Source organism: Streptomyces sp. NPDC006691, from assembly GCF_042869955.1.
GTDB lineage: Bacteria > Actinomycetota > Actinomycetes > Streptomycetales > Streptomycetaceae > Streptomyces.
In genome coordinates this window covers 27844-46286 of sequence record NZ_JBIAGW010000004.1, presented here as the reverse complement: position 1 = coordinate 46286, position 18443 = coordinate 27844, and the positions used below count along the sequence as shown (strand labels likewise).

Below are 18443 nucleotides of genomic sequence, written 5' to 3'. Positions count from 1 at the left end.
ACACCCCGTTCCGCGACCCGCCTGCCGAGGCCGCGCCGCTCCTCACAGGCCGCCGTGCACGCGGTCGGGGGTGAGCGGGAGTTCCCGGAAGCGGACGCCGGTGGCGTGGTGGACGGCGTTGCCGATGGCGGCGGCGGTGCCGACGATGCCGATCTCGCCGATGCCCTTGCTGCCCATCGGGTTGAGGTGGTCGTCCCGCTCGTCGATCCAGTGCGCCTCGATGGCGGGCACGTCGGCGTGTGCGGGTACGTGGTAGCCCGCGAGGTCGCTGCCGATGAAAGCACCGGACGCGGGGTCCACGCTGCCGCGCTCGGTGAGGGCCATGCCGAGGCCCATCACCATGCCGCCGATGAATTGCGACGTGGCGGTGCGTGCGTTGAGGACGCGGCCGACCGCGTACACGCCGAGCAGCCGGCGCACCCGCACCTCACCGGTGTCGGTGTCGACCGCCACCTCGGCGAAGTGGGCGCCGAAGGCGTGCCGCGAATAGGAGGACTCCTGGTCCGCCGAGCCCTTGGTGTCCGCGGCGGCCGTGAGCCCGTCGGGGGGCAACGGGCCGGTGCGGCGCTGGAGTTGACCGGTCAGGGCGCGGCACGCGTCGTGCACGGCCCAACCCCAGGAAGCGGTGCCCGACGAGCCGCCGGCGAGCGGCGCCCGCGGCAGCCCGGTGGAGCCGATCTCGGTTCGGACGCTCTCCACCGGGACGCCGAGCGCGTCCGCCGCGATCTGCGCGAGGACGGTGCGGGCCCCGGTGCCGATGTCGGTGGCGTTCACCCGCACCACGTGGAGCCCGTCGGGGTGGGCGGTGACGGTCGCGCGGCTGGGCGAGACGAGGACCGGGTAGGTGGCCGAGGCCACCCCGGTGCCGGTGAGCCACGCCCCCTCGCGCCGGACTCCGGGTCGGGGGTCGCGGTCGGCCCAGCCGAAGCGCCGTGCGCCCTCGCGCAGGCACTCGACGAGGTGGCGGCTGCTGAACGGGAGCCCGCTGTCCGGCTCCCGGCCGGGTTCGTTGCGTGCCCGCAGCTCGATGGGGTCGATGTCGAGCGCGTAGGCGAGTTCGTCGACGGCCGACTCCAGGGCGTACATGCCGGGTGCCTCGCCGGGGGCGCGCATCCAGGACGGAGTGGGCACATCGAGTGCGGCCACCTTGTGGTCGGTGAGGCTGGTCGCGCTGCCGTACATGACGCGGGCGGGTACGGCCGCCTGCTCGACGAACTCCTTGACCCGCGAGGTGTGCGTAGTGACCTCGTGGATCACGGAGGCGAGGGTGCCTTCGGTGTCCGCGCCGAGCCGCAGCCGGTGGTCGGTCGGCGCGCGATGGCCGACGAGTTCCGTCAACTGCCGCCTGGACAGGGTGAGTTTGACAGGGCGGCCGGTGTGCACGGACGCCATCGCGGCGAGCACGACATGCGGCCGGGGCGTGCCCTTGGAGCCGAATCCGCCGCCGACGTGTTCGCTGATGACGGTGACCTGCTCCTCGGGGAGCCCGAACAGCTCGGCCAGGACGGACCGTACGGTGTCGGAGCCCTGGCTGCTGTCGTACACGGTCAGCCGGCCGTCATGCCAGTTCGCGGTCGCGCCGTGCGGCTCCATCGGGTGGTTGTGCAGCGGCGGCACCCGATAGCGCACGTCGACGCGTACCGGCGCGGTGGCGAACGCCTCTTCCGGTTCGCCGCGCCTGCGTTCCGCGGGATGGCCGCCGTTGGCCTCTTCGGGGCGGTACGCGTCGGCGGGGTTGTCGCCCAGGACCGACTCGTGCGGCTCGGTGTCGTAGGTGACGCGCACGGCCTCGGCGGCGGCGCGGGCCGCCTCGATGGTCTCGGCGATCGCGACGGCTATCGGCCAGCCGTGGTGCGGAACCTTCGCGTCCTGGAGCACGGCGAGGGTCGCGTCGTCCGACGCCGCGAGCCGGGGCGCCGATTCGGGGGTGAGGACATCGACCACACCGGGCAGCGCGAGGGCGGCGTCGATGTCGAGGGAGGCGATCCGGCCCCGCGCGACGGTGGCGGTGACCGGCCAGGCGTACACGCAGCCGGGCGGCGTGTACTCGGTGGCGTACAGCGCGTCGCCGGTGACCTTCGCGCGGCCCTCGCGGCGTTCTGTCGGTGCGCCGAGCGCGTTCGCGTACGAAGCCATGGCGGTTCTCCTCCCAGGCGGATCAGGGGCGGGGTCCTCCGAGGAGGCGTCAGACCGTTGTGGACAGCGAGCCGAGGACCTGCGTGGCGAGGTCCCGGGCGAGCGACACCTTGTAGGCGTTGTCCCGCAGCGGTACGGCCTCGGCGAGCTCGGCCTCCACCGCCCGGGCGACGGATTCCGGGCTCGGCCAGGTGCCGAGCAGGGCCGCCTCGGTCCGCCGGGCGCGCCAGGGCCGGTGGGCGAGCCCGCCGAAGGCGACTCCGGCGTGCCGGATCTCGCCGCCCTCCAGCTGGAGCACGGCGGCCACCGAGGCGAGCGCGAAGGCGTACGACGCGCGCTCCCGCACCTTGCGGTAGTGGGAGACCGCGCCCCGGGGAAGCGGGGGAAGCAGCACACCGGTGATCAGTTCGCCGGGGCGGATCACGGTGTCGAGTTCGGGGTGGTCGCCGGGCAGGCGGTGGAACTCCGTCACGGGAACGGTCCGCCCGCCACCGGGCCCGGCGAGTTCCACCACGGCGTCGACCGCGGCGAGCGCCACGCACAGGTCGGACGGGTTCGTCGCGACGCAGTGCGGCGAGTGGCCGAGGACGGCGTGGTCGTGGTTGACGCCTTCGACCGCCGCGCAACCGCTGCCCGGAACCCGCTTGTTGCAGGCTTTCGCCAGGTCCTGGAAGTAGGCGCAGCGGGTGCGCTGGAGGAGGTTGCCTCCGGTGGTCGCCATGTTGCGCAGTTGGCCCGACGCACCGCTGAGGACGGCTTGCGAGACGACGGGGTAGCGCTCGCGGACCAGGGGGTGCGCGGCGAGATCGCTGTTGCGCACGGTCGCGCCGACACGTACCGAGCCGTCGGGCTGTTCGCGCACGCCGTCGAGCGGGAGGCGGGTGATGTCGACCAGTACCTCGGGGCGTTCCACACCGAGCTTCATGAGGTCGACGAGGTTGGTGCCGCCGCCCAGGTAGCGGGCCTCGGTCCGGCCGCCGTGGGCCGACGCCGCCTCTTCCACGCTGCTCGCGCGCAGATACGACACGGGTTTCACGAGACCACGTCCTGGATCGCCTCAAGGATGTGCGGGTAGGCGCCGCACCGGCACAGGTTGCCGCTCATCCGCTCGCGGATCTCGTCGTCGGTCAGCGGCACGGGGCCGTCCGTCGCCAGGCCCGGGTCGGTGACGACGGAGGGCTGGCCGGACTTGGCCTCGGCCAGCATGCCGACGGCCGAGCAGAGCTGGCCCGGGGTGCAGTATCCGCACTGGAAGGCGTCGCGCTCCAGGAAGGCCCGTTGGAGCGGGTGGAGGTCGCCGTCGGCGTCCTTGGTCCTGGCCAGACCCTCCACGGTGACGACGTCACGGCCGTCGAGAGCGACGGCGAGGAGCAGACAGCTGTTGACGCGCCGCCCGTCGACGAGCACCGTGCACGCGCCGCACTGGCCGTGGTCGCAGCCCTTCTTGGAGCCCGTCAGGGCGAGCCGCTCGCGCAGCAGGTCGAGCAGGGTGGTGCGGTGGTCGACCTCGGCCTCTACGGGGGCGTCGTTCACCCGCAGGGTCACCGGTGATCCGGTCGCTCCGGGCGGCGAGTCCGCGGGCCGGGGCCAGGGTGCGTACCGAATCGTCGTGCCGGGGCCGCCGTGGGGCCCCTTGTTGCTTTCCATCGTTCCTCTGTCCCTCGATCCGGACGGCCGGCCGCCGCCCGCATCACCCAGCGTCGTACAGCTCGTCCGGTCCGGCATCCCGAAGGGCGCCGACACGGCGGAGCGGGGCGGCCCGTCGGGGCCGCCCCGCTCCGTACGCGGTGGCGTCAGCTGTTCTCGGCCTGGAACATCCAGGCGTGCTTCTCCAGATCGGCGGTCAGCGCGATGAGGAGGTCCTGGCTCACCGGGTCGGGCTTGTCGGTGGCCGCGATGCGCTCGCGCATCCGCTCGGTGATCCGGCCGAGCGCGACGACCATGACCTCCACGGCCTCGGAGTCCTTGATCCAGCCCTCGGGGATGGTGCCGATCGCACTGCTCCCGGCGACGGTCGCGGCGCGCCCGTCCGGGTTCACGCCGAGCGCCGAGGCGCGTTCCGCGACGGTGTCCGAGTGCTGGCGTGCCGTGGTCACGACGTCGTCGAGCTGGAGGTGTACGGAGCGGAAGCGCGGTCCCACCACGTTCCAGTGCACCTGCTTGGCGGCGAGCGACAGGTCGACCAGATCGACGAGGGCGCCTTGCAGGGCCGAGCCCACGACCTTCAGATCCGCGTCGGACAGCGAACTCTTCACGACAGACACTGCTTCACTCCATTTCGCCTTTGCTGCTATCCGCTGGACCGTTGACCGGTCCGATATGTCGCCTTCCTCGAAAACGCTGCCCCAAACGGGGGCGGTACGAAAAAAGGCGTGGCGCCGGCCTCGGCACAAAAGCCCGTCGCCAAACGAGCGGTGGCCCACCGGATATGCGGTGGGCCACCAACAGAGCGTTGTCACAAAGGAGTTCAGATGAGGGGTGCCCCGTAATAGCGGCCGACGATGTCCCGGTAGGTGGGATCGTCGAGGTGCGTGGCCGGCTCGAACTCCGGGGAGTGCTTGACCTGGTCCTTGGTGAGGGCGACATGGATCTTCTTGTCGTCCGGGTCGAGCCTGGTGACCGTGCCGGCCGGCAGCAGGACACGCTTGCCGAAGATCCACGGCCCGGTGTCCACCACGAGGTGCGCGGAGCCCACCTCGTCGGAGTGGTTGTCCACCTTGCCGATGTCACCGTCCGCCGCCTCTACCTTCCAGCCGCGCAGATCCGCGCCGGCGAGATGGCCGCTCGTGTCCTTGTAGCCCCACAGGTCCTCGTGCATCGAAGGTGCCCCTTTCCGTGGCGGTGTCGTGTCCGGGCGGCCGAGTCAGCGACGGAAGGCTTCGTTCGCCTTCCGCATCTCCTCGCGGGTTTCGCCCTTGACCTGGTCGATACGCCCTTCGGCGGTGAGCCGGTCGTTCCCGGTCATGCGGCCGAGCATTTCCTTGGCCTTGCCCTTGGCCTGCTCGGTCTTCGCACCGGTCTTCTCGTCGGCAGACATCGTGTCGCCTCCAGAATGAATTCTTTGTAGGTACGAACTACGCCTGGCCGATTCGGCGGACTTCAAACGGGCCGGATTTCCTCGGATGTCCTGCGCCTCGTCCGGCTCGTCGGGCCCATGGGGCTCCTCGGACTTCTCGGAGGGAACGGGCTTCAGCCCCTGCTTCTCGGGTGGGAACGGGCTTCAGCCCCTGGCCAGGACCTGAGTCTTCAGCCCATGGCCAGGACCTGAGTGAGGAACGCGTCCACGTCCACCGTTTCCTGGCCCGGCGGCACCAGCTCGTACGTCCGGTCCAGGAAGTCGCGCAGCACGGGCTCCCACGCCGAGAACACCGCGCTGCCCCATTCGCCGTCGAGGCCGCAGCCCGCGAGCTCGATGCGCGCCTCGCGCCGGCCGTCGACGGTCCGGGGGGACACGCGCACGTCTCCGTCACCGACCTCGCGCGTGAGGCCGTGGCTCAGCAGGTCACGCTCGATGGCCCAGGTGACGGCCACGTCCTCGTGGAGTTCGAAGCGCAGGCGCACCGCGAACGGGTCGTCGACCTCGTAGACGAGCCGTGTCACCAGGGGGATCCGCTCGGTCGCGTCGATCTCCAGGTTCATGAACACGGTCTCGCACAGGGAACTCACGGATCTCCTCCAGCGTCCGGGCTCGGGCAGCGGGCACCCGCCCGTGGGGAAATCCATCAGCGGCGGCGGGGGTCCGGCCCGTCTCGGGCCCCCGCCGCGGCACCGCCCGCGCTCAGGCGCGTGCGGGCTGGTCCTCGGTCATTCCGGCGCGGAGCTTGCCGAGGATCCGCGAGAGCAGGCGCGAGACCTGCATCTGCGAGACGCCGAGCTCGGTACCGATCTCGGCCTGCGTCAGCTCCAGGCCGAACCGCATGCTCACGATGCGGCGTTCACGCTCGGTCAGCTCGCCCATCAGCGGAGCCAGGGACTGGAGGTTCTCGACCTTCTCCATGCCCGGGTCCTCCTCGCCGATGAAGTCGACGAGCGTGCGGCTGCGGCCCCCGGCCGTGCCGCCCGACTCCTCCGCGTCGGCGGACATGTCCAGGGAGCCGGCGGTGTAGCCATTGGCCGCGACAAGGCCCTCGACGACCTCTTCCTCGTCCCGGTCGAGAAGCAGCGCGAGCTCGCTCACCGTCGGGTCGCGGTCCAGATCGCGGGCGAGGGTCTCCTTCGCCTTCGCGATCTCCACCCGCAACTCCTGGAGGCGGCGCGGTACGTGCACGGCCCACGTCGTGTCACGGAAGAAGCGCTTGATCTCCCCGACGATGTAGGGCACGGCGAAGGAGGTGAACTCCACTTCGCGCGACAGCTCGAACCGGTCGATCGCCTTTATCAGGCCGATCGTGCCGACCTGGATCACGTCCTCCATCTCGCCACTGCCACGGTTGCGGAAGCGGCCGGCCGCGAAGCGCACCAACGACAGGTTCATCTCGATCAGTGTGTTGCGCGCGTACTGGTAGTCGGCCGTGCCCTCTTCCAGTACCTGGAGCCGCTCGAAGAAGACCTTCGAGAGCTCGCGCGCGTCCTTCGGAGCGACCTTCCCCGCATCCTCCACCCAGGGCAACTCCCCCACCCCGGGATCCATGGTCGTGGCTGCCGTCCGGTCCGTCCGCTCCGGCCCCGTCACCTGCGCCGCTGCCATGAGGACAACCTCCCTAGTCACCGTGCTTCATCCGTCGAAGCCCTCGGGTGCCCCTTTCGATCCGGATCATGCACAGCGTCCCCCAAGTGGCCGAAGCACCTTGCGGGAAAACGGTGTTCGCGCTGCTCAGCGGGCTAACGAGGCAGAGCTACGCAGATGTTCTTGCCGCCCTCGCCGCACGGGGTGACGGCCACGCTGCGGGCGAGGTTGCGGACCAGGACCCAGCCGAATCCGCCCTCGTGTCCGCGCAGGTCGGGTGTGCGTTCGCGCGGCGGTTCGGGGCTCGGGTCGCGGACGGTGATGTGCAGCAGGCTGTGGTCGGCGGCGAATCGCAGCGCCGTGGCTCCGCCCGCGTGCCGCAGCGCGTTGGTGACGAGTTCGGAGACGACGAGCAGGACGTTCTCGGCGCTTTCCCGGGACGGCCGCGGCGCCAGTGCGCGGAGGAAGGCACGGGCCTCGTCACGGGCCTCGGCCGCGGTGGCCGGCCCCGTGCCGACGTGAGCGGCGCTCGGCGAAGCGCCGGTGCTGGCAGACGGGCGCGCCATGATCGAAACCCCCAGAAAACTTGCCCTGGACTGTGGATGTACTGAGGCTTCTGCCCCGCTTCCCCATGGCCGAACGTGTGCCCACCCCACCATAAATCCCGCTTGGTCCGGCCGGGACCCCGGCCCCCTCACGCGCCCGCGCCCCGCACCTGCGACGACCGGCCGGCCTCGGCCTCGGCGGCCTTCGCCATGTTGCGGGCCATTCCGCCGAAGACGATCGCGTGGAAGGGCGAGACACTCCACCAGTACGCGTGACCGAGCAGCCCGCGCGGATGGAAGACGGCTCGCTGACGGTAGTGGCTGCGGCCGGGGCCCCTCTCCTCGATGCTCATTTCCAACCAGGCCAGACCCGGCAGCCGCATCTCCGCGCGCAGCCGCAGCAGCCTGCCCCGCTCGATCTCCTCGACCCGCCAGAAGTCCAGCGAGTCCCCGACGATCAGCCGGTGGGCGTCACGGCGGCCGCGCCGCAGACCGACCCCGCCCACCGCCCGGTCGAACCAGCCGCGCAGCGCCCAGGCCGCGGGGAAGGAGTACCAGCCGTTCTCGCCGCCGATCCCCTCCACCACCCGCCACAGCGCGTCCGCCGATGCCTCGACGTCCCGCTCCCGTACGTCGGTGTAGAGGCTGCCGCCCGCCCAGTCGGGGTCCGTGGGCAGCGGGTCGCTGGGCGCTCCGGGCACGGAGGCGTTGGACCAGCGGGTGACGACCTCGGCGTCGCGGATCCTGCGCAGGGCCAGGGCCAGGGCCTCGTCGAAACCGAGCGGGGTTCCGGGACCGTCGGGCACGTACCGCGCGATGTCGTGTTCGCCGCAGACCACCTCGTGGCGCAGGGATTCCGCGAGCGGGCGGGCGATGGCGGCCGGCACCGGGGTGATCAGACCGATCCAGTGGCTGGAGAGCCTCGGGCTGAGCATGGGCACCGACAGGATCAGCCGGTGCGGCAGCCCCGCTACCTTCGCGTAGCGCTCCATCATGTCGCGGTACGACATGACGTCGGGCCCCGCGACGTCGAAGGTCCGGTTCACCTCCACGGGCATACGGGCGCCACCGACCAGGTAGCGCAGCACGTCGCGGACGGCGATGGGCTGGATGCGGGTGCCGACCCAACTGGGCGTGACCATGACCGGAAGCCGCTCGGTCAGATACCGCAGCATCTCGAAGGAGGCCGAGCCGGAGCCGATGACGACGGCGGCGCGCAGCACGGTCGCCGGGACCGGGGAGTCCAGGAAGATCTGGCCGACCTCGGCCCGCGAGCGCAGGTGCGGCGACAGTTCGCACACCGGTACGCCGGTCGGGGTGAGCCCGCCGAGGTAGACGATCCGCCGCACCCCCGCGTCGGCGGCCGCGTCGGCGAAGAGGTGGGCGGCCTTGCGGTCGGTCTCCTCGAAGCCGGCTCCGGTGCCGAGGGCGTGCACCAGGTAGTACGCGACGTCGATGCCGCGCAGCGCCTCCGCCACGGAGGCGGCGTCGGTGACATCGCCCCGCATCACCTCGACCTGCCCCGCCCAGGGCTGATCCCGCAGCTTCTCCGGGGAGCGCGCCAGACAGCGCACCTGGTGACCGGCTTCGAGCAGTTCGGGCACGAGCCGCCCACCGATGTATCCGGTGGCGCCGGTCACCAGACAGCGCAGGGGCGCCCGGTCGTGCTGCGTCGCGTCTCCTGGAACCACCGGGCGCTCCCTTTCTCTGTACGGGTCTCTTCTACGGGTTCTCTGTACGGGGCTCTTGTACAGGTCTCTGCACGGGTTCCCCCGTTGCCGATGATGCGGGGCCGACCGCCCCGCCGCACGACGGAACCCCGAGCGGGGCGGACCCCGCTGACGTACGTCCCCTACGCCCAGCACAGGGACCCCGTGGAACGCCCCCTACCGTCCCCACCGGAACTCCTGCCTCCAGATCGGACCAAGCCTTCGCCACGCCCACGCCGAATCACCCACGTGGTGGTCGACGTCCAGGAGGATCGACCCTGCCGGGGCCGGTCCACACCGACGCCGGCGCCGCCTGCCCCAGCCCGTGACGCATGCCCCGAGGAGTCGACCCAGTGACGGTGTCCGTGGTCCTGTTCACTTCCGATCTGCGGTTGCACGACAACCCCGTGCTCGCCGCCGCCGTGCGCGGATCCGATCAGGTGGTCCCCCTGTTCGTGGACGACGACGGGGTACGGGCCGCCGGATTCGACGCCCCCAACCGGCGGGCCTTCCTGGCCGACTGTCTGACCGATCTGGACGAGGGCCTGCGGTCGCGGGGCGGGCATCTGGTGGTCCGCGACGGTGATGTCGTGAAGGAGGCCTGTGCCGTCGTGACGGCGGTGGGGGCGGACCACGTCCATGTCGCGAGCGGCGTGAGCAGGTACGCCGCGCGCCGCGAGGAGCGGCTGCGCAAGGCGCTTGAACCCCTCGGCTGCGCCCTGTCGGTGCACGACGCGGTGGTGACCGCGCTCGCGCCGGGCGCTGTCGTTCCGGCGGACCGGGACCACTACACCGTGTTCACGCCGTACTTCCGGCGCTGGTCGCAGGCGGGCCTGCGCGACGTGGCGGCGACCCCGAGGAAGATCTCCGTGCCCGACGTGGCCGCGGGCTCCCTGCCCCGGCGGGCCGCCGTGCAGGGGGTCTCGCCCGCGCTCGTGGCGGGCGGCGAGACGGCGGGCCGCAAGCGGCTGCGGCAGTGGCTCTCGGGGCCGGTCGCGGGCTACGAGGACGGCCACGACGATCTCGCGGGCGACGCCACGTCCCGCCTCTCCCCCTTCATCCACTTCGGCGCGCTCTCCGCCGTCGAACTCGTCCGCCTCGCCCGGCGCGAGGACTCCCCCGGCGCCCATGCGTTCGTGCGGCAGCTGGCCTGGCGGGACTTCCACCACCAGGTGCTCGCGGCCCGCCCCGCCGCCGCGCACCGGGACTACCGGCCGCGCGGCGACCGGTGGCGCGACGACGAGCGGGAGATCGCCGCCTGGCGCGAGGGACGCACCGGATATCCGCTCGTGGACGCCGCGATGCGGCAGCTCGCACACGAAGGATGGATGCACAACCGGGGCCGGATGCTGGTGGCGAGCTTCCTCACCAAGACCCTGTACGCCGACTGGCGCACCGGCGCCCGGCACTTCCTGGATCTGCTGGTGGACGGGGACGTCGCCAACAACCAGCTCAACTGGCAGTGGGTGGCCGGGACCGGTACCGACACCCGCCCCAACCGGGTCCTCAACCCGGTGATCCAGGGCAAGCGCTTCGACCCGGAGGGCCTCTACGTCAAGCGCTGGGTTCCCGAACTCGCCGAGCTGGAGCGGAAGTTCGTGCACGAACCCTGGAAGCTCAAGGAGGCGGACCGGGCCGAGCTCGACTACCCGGAGCCCATCGTCGACCTCGCCGAGGGCCGCGCCCGCTTCGAGCGGGCCCGCGGGGCGTAGCGCCGCGACGCCCCACCCCACGAGAGTGACACGGGTCACACGCATGAGCTGGTGGGGCGGGGGCACTCGCTCTTCAAGCCCCCCTCAGGGCCAGGCGTCCCCCCGACCTGGCCCGGGCTTGCGGCCCCGCCATCCACTCCCCCCCCCCCGGATGCGCGGGGCCGCACCATATGCGGCGCCGCACGGAGCACGGAACGGCCTTGCCGGGAAACCCGGTTGAGGGCGGCCCACCGGAACGGCGGACCGCCCGCCGCTAGCGCACGGTGACCCCGATCAGACAGGTGTCGTCGTCGGTGTCCGCGTTCGTGTGGCGCAGCAGATGGTCGAGCTGGTCCTCCAGATGACCCTCGCGGCCCAACTGGCGCGGCTTGCGCGCCACTTGGAGGAGGCTCTCCAGGGAATCCTGCACCGAGCGGTCCCGCCGCTCGATCAGTCCGTCCGTGTACATCAGCAGGGTGTCACCGGTCTCCAGCTGGGTGTGCCCCTCCTCGTACGTGGCCTGGCCGACGGCGCCGAGCAGGATGCCGGCGACCTTGGGCAGCGCGGCCGCCTTGCCCTCGCGCAGCAGCACGGGCGGCAGATGACCGGCCCTGGCCCAGCGCAGCCGGCGGGAAGCGGGGTCGTACAGGCCGCAGACCGCGGTCGCCGTGACGTTGTCGGTCAGGTGGTGGGTGACGGTGTTGAGCCACGCGAGGAGTTGGGCGGGCCCGGCGCCGGTGGTGGCGAGGCCGCGCAGTGCGTTGCGCAGCGCGACCATGCCGGTGGCCGCCTCGATGCCGTGACCCGCCACATCGCCGACGCACAGCAGCACTTGGCCGGAGGGCAGTGCCACGGCGTCGTACCAGTCACCCCCGACCAGGTGGTCCTTCTCCGCGGGCCGGTAGCGGACGGCCACGCTCAGGTTGTGCAGGTCCACGGGCCCGTGGCTGGGCGGCATGATGGCGTGCTGCAAGCGGAGCGCGAGCCGGTTGCGTTCGGCCGTCTCCTGCTGGCTCTGGGCGAGTTGGTCCCGGGTGGCCGCAAGCGCGACCTCGGTCCAGTGCTGGGCCGACACGTCCTGGTAGGCGCCGCGCACCGAGGTGACCCGGGCGTTCTCGTCGAGTACGGGCTCGGCGACGACACGGATGTGCCGGGCCACGCTGTCGGCGCGCTGGAGCCGGAAGGCGGTCGACGCGGGGCGGTGGTGGTGGAGGAGCGAGCGCAGGAACCGGCCGATGGAGTGGGCGTCGTCCGGGTGGACGTGCGCGGCCAGTTGGTCGAGCGGGATCGGTTCGGCGGTGGGCGGCAGGCCGTGCAGATCGAAGAGGGTGTCGTTCCACGCGATGTCGCCGGTCATCAGGTTCTCCTCGAACCCGCCGATCCGGCCCAGGCGTTGGGCGTGCTGCAACAGGCTGGCGACCTTCGGCGTCCCGTCCTCCAGGCGCAACACCACGAGAACGTGCCCGCCCTGGCGGCTGATGCTGACCTGGGCCTGGGTGGTGAGCGGAACGGTGTCGACCACCGCCGCGAGCCGCATGCGCTCGGCGCGGAAGGGCTCACCGGTGGCCAGGACGTGCTCCACCTTGGCGAACAGGCCCCCGGGCTCGGCCACGAGCGGGTAGGCATCCAGGAGGAGTGCGCCTGCGATCATGTTCCGTGGCCGGCCCGCGAAGTCGACGAAGCTGGTGTTGACGTGCCGGATCAGGAAGTCGGCGGGGGTGTCGGCCGTGTCGAGGAGCGGCTCAAGGACCAGACACGGGTCGTTGAGTCCGTCGGTGAGGTCGAGCAGTTCGGTCAGCCGGGGGTCGGCGGGCCGCTTCGACCGGGGGTCGTGCTCGCCGAGCGGGTGGCTCTCCAGGGTGATCGCGCACAGCTCGGCGAGGACCTGCACCTGCCGCTCGACGGACTGGGACCGCGCGGGCAGCGCTTCGGCCCAGCAGATTTCGAGTACGCCGACGATGCGGCCACCGGTGCCGGCCGGGACCGCGATCCGGCCCCCGCTCAGCTCCCGCAGCCCGATGGACGGCAGCGCCGCCCCGGCGAGCGTGTCATAACTCGTGGTGGCGCGGTTGTCGAGGGCGTGCCGGGCCGGGGTGGGAACACCGGGCGGCACATGGCGCCAGCGCGCGGGTTCCTCGTCGCCGAACCCCGCACTGCCCGCCAGGGAGAGGGACTGGTCGGCGTGGGCGGCCCAGATGGCGACGGCGACCGCGCCGAGGGGCGCCAGGGCGTGCTGGAGGATCGACTGCGCCGCGGCCTGTGCGTCACCGGCGGCGAGCGCGCCCGCCTCGGCGCTGCGCAGGCGCAGGCCGACCGACGCCCTGGCCGGCTGGCCGGCTTCGGCCACGAAGTCGCGGGCCAGCTCGGCGATGTCGTCCCGGGTCGCCTGGTTGACCAGGTCGGCCGCCAACTCCAGCGTGGAAAGACCTGCTTGAGCGGCGAGGCCCTCCAGCTGTGCCGCGGCCTCGACCGGGCTGCACCCGAGGCGCTCGACGAGGATGCCGCTGGCCAGGTCGACCAGCGCGCGGCCGTCGGCCTCGGCCTGGGCGCGCTGGAGTTGCTCCCGCAGCCGGTGGACGGTGCCGGCGAGCCGGCCCACGGTGCCCGCGCCCTCGGGCGGGGCGACGTCCGTGGTGACGGCCGCGTCCTCCGAACGGGGCGCCTCCGCGGTGACGGACGCATCCCTTGGCGGGGCGACCGCCGTGCCGGGGGCGTCTTCGGGCGGCGGTCCACTGGGCAGCCTCTGCTCCGGCAGCGGGATTTCGGGATCCGGACGACCATCGACGCTGTGCTCGTCCCCGGGCGCGGGGGAGGTGGACACGAGCTCGCTCCTTGGGAGTTGGACGGATCGGAAGGTGGCCGGACGGGGTCAGGCGGTCAGTTGCCGTTTGATCCGTGCGACCAGCTCGTGTGCGTCCACGGGCTTGGTCACGTAGTCGCTGGCTCCGGAGGCCAGGCTCTTCTCCCGGTCCCCGATCATCGCCTTGGCGGTCACGGCGATGATCGGCAGATCGGCGTACGCGGGCATGGCGCGGATGGCCGAGGTGGCCGAGTAGCCGTCCATCTCGGGCATCATCACGTCCATCAGGATGAGGTCGATGCCTGGGTGCGAGGTCAGGGTGTCGATGGCGACCCTGCCGTTCTCGGCCTGGAGCACGGCCATGCCGTGCAGTTCGAGGATGCCGGTGATGGCGTACAGATTGCGGTCGTCGTCGTCGACCACGAGGACGGTGCGTCCGTTGAGCGAGCTGTCGACCTGGTGGCTGACGGCGACCGGCTCGTCGGACCGTACCAGCGGCAGCACATCGCCGGGCTGGTCCGCGCTCAGGTGCAGGGCGATGCGCTCGCGCAGTTCGTCGAGGCTGGAGATGAGCTCCAACGGCTGCGAGGTGGCGCGCTTCTGGAGGATCTGCTCCTGTTCCGTGCCGAGCCGGCGGTTGTTGTGGGCCAGCACCGGGACCCCGCGCAGCGCGGCGTCCCGCGCCATGTCCTCCAGGAAGCGCAGCGCCGCGTCGCCCGGCAGGTCGAGTTCGAGAACCACGCAGTGACAGGGTGTCGCGGCGAGCGCGGCCGCGGCCTCGTTGACGCCGACGGCCGCGGTGATCTCCACCGGGCCGCGCGGGTCGCCCAGGTCCGGGTGGGCGGCCAGATCGCCGACGGCGCTCTCCGCGACGAGGGAGAGCAGACCTCGCGAGCGCTCCTCGACGACGAGCAGTCGCTTGGGCTGTACGGGTTCCGGGGCGGGCGCGGCCGGACGGTGCGGCTCGGGCTCGGCGGCGGCCTCCTCCTGCGGCGCGGCGGCCGGCAGGGCGGCGCGGCCGACCTGCACGTTGAGTTCGGCGTAGTCGGGCCGGGCGACCGGCAGATAGAAGGTGAACGTACTGCCCTGGCCGAGCGCGCTCTCCGCGGTGATGGCCCCGCCGAGCAGGAAGGCGATCTCGCGGCTGATCGACAGGCCGAGGCCGGTGCCGCCGTACTTGCGGCTGGTCGTGCCGTCGGCCTGCTGGAAGGCGCCGAAGACGGTTTCCAGGTGCTGCGGTGCGATGCCGATGCCGGTGTCCACGACATGGAAGGCGATCACCGGGCCGCCGCGCCGCGCGGCCTCGGGGGCGAGCTGCTCGGCGAGCAGCTCGATCCGCAGCTCGACGCCGCCCTTCTCGGTGAACTTGACGGCGTTGGAGAGCAGATTGCGCAGCACCTGGCGCAGGCGGTAGTCGTCGGTGAGCAGTTCGGCGGGCAGGGTGTCGGCGGTCGACACGGTGAACGTCAGGCTCTTCTGGCTGGTCACCGGGCGGAAGGTGGCCTCGATGTAGTCCAGGAGTCTGCGCAGCGAGATCCGCTCGGGGCTGACATCCATCTTGCCGGCCTCGACCTTGGACAGATCGAGGATGTCGTTGATGAGCTGGAGCAGGTCGGAGCCTGCGGAGTGGATGATGCCGGCGTACTCGACCTGCTTGGGGGTGAGGTTGCGGCTCGGGTTCTGGGCGAGCAACTGGGCAAGGATCAGCAGGCTGTTGAGCGGGGTGCGCAGTTCGTGGCTCATGTTGGCGAGGAACTCGGACTTGTACTTGGAGGCCAGCGAGAGCTGGTGGGCGCGGTCCTCCAGTTCCTGGCGGGCCTGCTCGATCTCCAGGTTCTTGGTCTCGATGTCCCGGTTCTGCGCGACGAGCAGCTCGGCCTTCTCCTCCAACTCGGCGTTGGAGGACTGGAGTTCCTCCTGCCTGGCCTGCAACTCCTGCGATCGGGTCTGGAGTTCGGCGGTGAGCCGCTGCGATTCGCCGAGTAGCTCGTCGGTGCGGGCGTTGGCGGTGATGGTGTTGACGTTGACGCCGATGGCTTCCATCAGCTGTTCCAGGAAGTCCCGGTGGATCGGCGTGAACGCGTGCACGGTAGCGAGTTCGATGACGCCGAGCACCTGCTCCTCGACCACGATGGGCAGCACCATCAGGCAGACGGGCTCGGTACTGCCGAGGCCCGAGGAGACGGACACGTAGTCGGCCGGCAGGTCGTCGACGGCGATGGTGCGCTTGCTGCGGGCGGCCTGGCCGACGAAGGACTGGCCGAGCTTGAAGCGTGCCCCGAGCGTGGTGTCCGGCCGCGCGTACGAGCCGATCAGGTTGAGGTAGATCCCGTCGTGCGCCTCTTCGGCGAGGTAGAAGGCGCCGTACTGGGCGGAGACGAGGGGGGTGAGCTCGTCCATGATGAGCTCGGCCACCACCGCGAGGTCACGGCGCCCCTGCATCAGGCCGGAGATGCGGGCCAGGTTGGACTTGAGCCAGTCCTGTTGCTCGTTGGCCCGGGTGGTCTCGCGCAGCGACTCCACCATGAAGTTGATGTTGTCCTTGAGGTCGGCGACCTCGCCGGAGGCGTCGACCGTGATGGACCGGGTCAGGTCTCCCTCGGCGACGGCTCCGGTGACCTCGGCGATCGCGCGGACCTGCCGGGTGAGGTTTCCGGCCAGCTCGTTGACGTTCTCGGTGAGCCGCTTCCAGGTGCCGGAGACGCCTTCGACCTCGGCCTGTCCGCCCAGCCTGCCCTCGCTGCCGACCTCGCGGGCGACACGGGTGACCTCGGCGGCGAACGACGAGAGCTGGTCGACCATCGTATTGATCGTCGTCTTGAGTTCCAGGATCTCGCCGCGCGCGTCCACGTCGATCTTGCGGGTCAGGTCGCCCTGTGCGACGGCCGTGGTGACCTGGGCGATGTTGCGGACCTGGCTGGTCAGGTTGTGCGCCATGAAGTTGACGTTGTCGGTGAGGTCCTTCCAGGTCCCCGCGACGTTGGGCACCCGCGCCTGGCCGCCGAGGGTGCCTTCGGTGCCGACCTCGCGGGCCACCCGGGTCACCTCGTCCGCGAACGCGGAGAGGGTGTCGACCATCGTGTTGATCACTCCGGCGAGGGCGGCGACCTCGCCCTTGGCCTCGACGTTGATCTTCTGCGAGAGGTCGCCCTTGGCGACCGCGGTGGCGACCTGGGCGATCGAGCGGACCTGTCCGGTGAGGTTCGAGGCCATCACGTTGACGTTGTCGGTGAGGTCCTTCCAGGTGCCGGAGACGCCCCGGACGGTGGCCTGGCCGCCGAGGTTGCCTTCGGTGCCGACCTCACGGGCCACCCGGGTCACCTCGTCCGCGAACGCGCCGAGCTGGTCGACCATCGTGTTGATGGTCTCCTTGAGTTCGAGGATCTCGCCGCGGGCGTCCACCCGGATCTTCTGCGACAGGTCGCCCTTGGCGACCGCCGTCGTCACCTCGGCGATCGAGCGGACCTGCGCGGTGAGGTTGTCGGCCATGACGTTGACCGACTCGGTCAGGTCCCGCCAGGTGCCGGAGACGTCACGGACGTCCGCCTGGCCGCCGAGCCGCCCTTCGGTACCGACCTCGCGGGCCACCCGGGTCACCTCCCCGGCGAACGAGGACAGCTGGTCGACCATCGTGTTGATGGTGTCCTTGAGCTCCAGGACCTCGCCGCGCGCCGTGACGGTGATCTTCTGCGACAGGTCGCCCTTCGCCACGGCGGTGGCGACCTGGGCGATGGAGCGGACCTGCGCCGTGAAGTTGCCGGCCATGCCGTTGACGGAGTCGGTCAGGTCCCGCCAGGTGCCGGAGACGCCCTTGACGTCGGCCTGGCCGCCGAGGATGCCCTCGGTGCCGACCTCACGCGCCATGCGGGTCACCTCGTCGGCGAACGCGGAGAGCTGGTCGACCATGGTGTTGACGGTGCTCTTGAGCTCCAGGATCTCGCCCCGGGCGTCGACGGTGATCTTCTGCGACAGGTCGCCGCGGGCCACCGCGGTGGTCACCTGGGCGATGTTGCGGACCTGGTCGGTGAGGTTGCCCGCCATGAAGTTCACCGAGTCGGTCAGGTCCCGCCAGGTGCCGCCCACACCGGGCACCTGCGCCTGACCGCCCAGGCGTCCTTCGCTGCCCACCTCCCGGGCGACGCGGGTGACTTCGTCGGCGAACGCGGAGAGCTGGTCCACCATCGTGTTGACGGTGTTCTTGAGTTCCAGGATCTCGCCGCGGGCAGCCACGTCGATCTTCTGCGAGAGGTCGCCCTGGGCCACCGCGGTGGCCACCTGGGCGATGTCACGGACCTGGCTGGTCAGGTTGCCCGCCATCGCGTTGACGGAGTCGGTGAGGTCCTTCCACGTACCGGAGACACCCGGCACCTCCGCCTGGCCGCCGAGGCGTCCGTCGGTGCCCACCTCGCGGGCCACCCGGGTCACTTCGGAGGTGAAGAGGGAGAGCTGGTCGACCATCCCGTTGAAGACGGTCGCGATCTCACCGAGCAAGCCGTCGGTCTCGCCGGGCAGCCGGGTGCCGAAGTCCCCGTCCCGTACCGCGGTCAGCCCCGCGAGCAGTTGCCGCAGTTCCGACTCCCCCACCTGGGCGGGACCGGAGGACCCCGCGGTGCGCTGCTGAGCAACGCCGGGCTTCGTCGAGCCAGCCATCGAAACTTCGCCTCCGTCTTACGCCAGGCCAACGGCCCACCATGGTCGCCCGCTTGATACGTGGCTGGCACATGGACCTCACGAGATCCACACCGGGCGCACACGTACCGCCGAGGAGGTTATCCCACCGCTCGAACCCGCCGGGCCGGGGCGCCGAAACTGTCCTGACCTGGCGGACTCCGAGCACCGGCGGACCGGGGGGAGCTAGGCTCAGCACCGTTCCCCGGCCGTGTCACCGCCCAGAAG

The 18443-nt window shown here is 71.3% G+C and carries 13 protein-coding genes; 1 reads left to right on the top strand and 12 read right to left on the bottom strand.

All coding sequences use genetic code 11. The features are described 5' to 3' along the window. Positions 1 to 42: 42 nt before the first annotated feature. The 10 genes from ACFYNP_RS10275 to ACFYNP_RS10230 all read right to left on the bottom strand — a co-directional run bounded on the left by ACFYNP_RS10275 (position 43) and on the right by ACFYNP_RS10230 (position 9038). Positions 43 to 2136 (bottom strand): xanthine dehydrogenase family protein molybdopterin-binding subunit, encoded by a 2094-nt coding sequence (locus ACFYNP_RS10275; RefSeq protein WP_388784405.1) that lies wholly within the window; start codon positions 2134 to 2136, stop codon positions 43 to 45. A 49-nt stretch (positions 2137 to 2185) separates the two neighbouring features. Further along, complete coding sequence (locus tag ACFYNP_RS10270) at positions 2186 to 3172, bottom strand: FAD binding domain-containing protein (RefSeq protein WP_388784403.1); 987 nt, start codon at positions 3170 to 3172, stop codon at positions 2186 to 2188. Beyond that, on the bottom strand, positions 3169 to 3783 hold the full coding sequence (locus ACFYNP_RS10265; protein ID WP_388784401.1) for a (2Fe-2S)-binding protein: 615 nt from the start codon (positions 3781 to 3783) through the stop codon (positions 3169 to 3171). Before ACFYNP_RS10265 ends, ACFYNP_RS10270 begins: the two co-directional genes overlap by 4 nt. Positions 3784 to 3929: 146 nt before the next feature. Further along, complete coding sequence (locus tag ACFYNP_RS10260) at positions 3930 to 4400, bottom strand: Dps family protein (RefSeq protein ID WP_388419131.1); 471 nt, start codon at positions 4398 to 4400, stop codon at positions 3930 to 3932. Between the two features lie 203 nt (positions 4401 to 4603). After that, the gene (locus tag ACFYNP_RS10255; protein WP_388419133.1) at positions 4604 to 4954 is read right to left on the bottom strand and encodes a PRC-barrel domain-containing protein; all 351 of its coding nucleotides are present in this window, start codon (positions 4952 to 4954) and stop codon (positions 4604 to 4606) included. Between the two features lie 45 nt (positions 4955 to 4999). Beyond that, on the bottom strand, positions 5000 to 5173 hold the full coding sequence (locus ACFYNP_RS10250; RefSeq protein WP_388419135.1) for a CsbD family protein: 174 nt from the start codon (positions 5171 to 5173) through the stop codon (positions 5000 to 5002). A 209-nt stretch (positions 5174 to 5382) separates the two neighbouring features. Next, positions 5383 to 5802, bottom strand: coding sequence for an SsgA family sporulation/cell division regulator (locus ACFYNP_RS10245; protein WP_388784399.1), 420 nt, complete (start codon positions 5800 to 5802; stop codon positions 5383 to 5385). Positions 5803 to 5914: 112 nt separating this feature from the next. Beyond that, positions 5915 to 6823, bottom strand: coding sequence for a SigB/SigF/SigG family RNA polymerase sigma factor (locus tag ACFYNP_RS10240; protein WP_388419139.1), 909 nt, complete (start codon positions 6821 to 6823; stop codon positions 5915 to 5917). Positions 6824 to 6957: 134 nt separating this feature from the next. Continuing rightward, complete coding sequence (locus ACFYNP_RS10235; protein ID WP_388784398.1) at positions 6958 to 7368, bottom strand: ATP-binding protein; 411 nt, start codon at positions 7366 to 7368, stop codon at positions 6958 to 6960. Between the two features lie 128 nt (positions 7369 to 7496). Further along, entirely contained in the window at positions 7497 to 9038 is a 1542-nt protein-coding gene (locus ACFYNP_RS10230; RefSeq protein WP_388419143.1) for an SDR family oxidoreductase, read from the bottom strand. Between the two features lie 371 nt (positions 9039 to 9409). On the opposite strand from ACFYNP_RS10230, the gene ACFYNP_RS10225 reads away from it, so the two are divergent. Then, a complete protein-coding gene (locus ACFYNP_RS10225; protein ID WP_388784395.1) occupies positions 9410 to 10768 on the top strand; it encodes a cryptochrome/photolyase family protein in 1359 nt (452 codons plus the stop codon). Positions 10769 to 11021: 253 nt separating this feature from the next. Here the strand turns inward: ACFYNP_RS10225 and ACFYNP_RS10220 are convergent, their stop codons facing one another. Together ACFYNP_RS10220 and ACFYNP_RS10215 are read right to left on the bottom strand one after the other, a co-directional pair. Further along, positions 11022 to 13568, bottom strand: a complete 2547-nt coding sequence (locus ACFYNP_RS10220; RefSeq protein ID WP_388419147.1) for a SpoIIE family protein phosphatase — start codon at positions 13566 to 13568, stop codon at positions 11022 to 11024. 48 nt (positions 13569 to 13616) lie between these two features. Beyond that, entirely contained in the window at positions 13617 to 18197 is a 4581-nt protein-coding gene (locus ACFYNP_RS10215; protein WP_388784392.1) for a HAMP domain-containing protein, read from the bottom strand. Between the last annotated feature and the right edge of the window lie 246 nt (positions 18198 to 18443).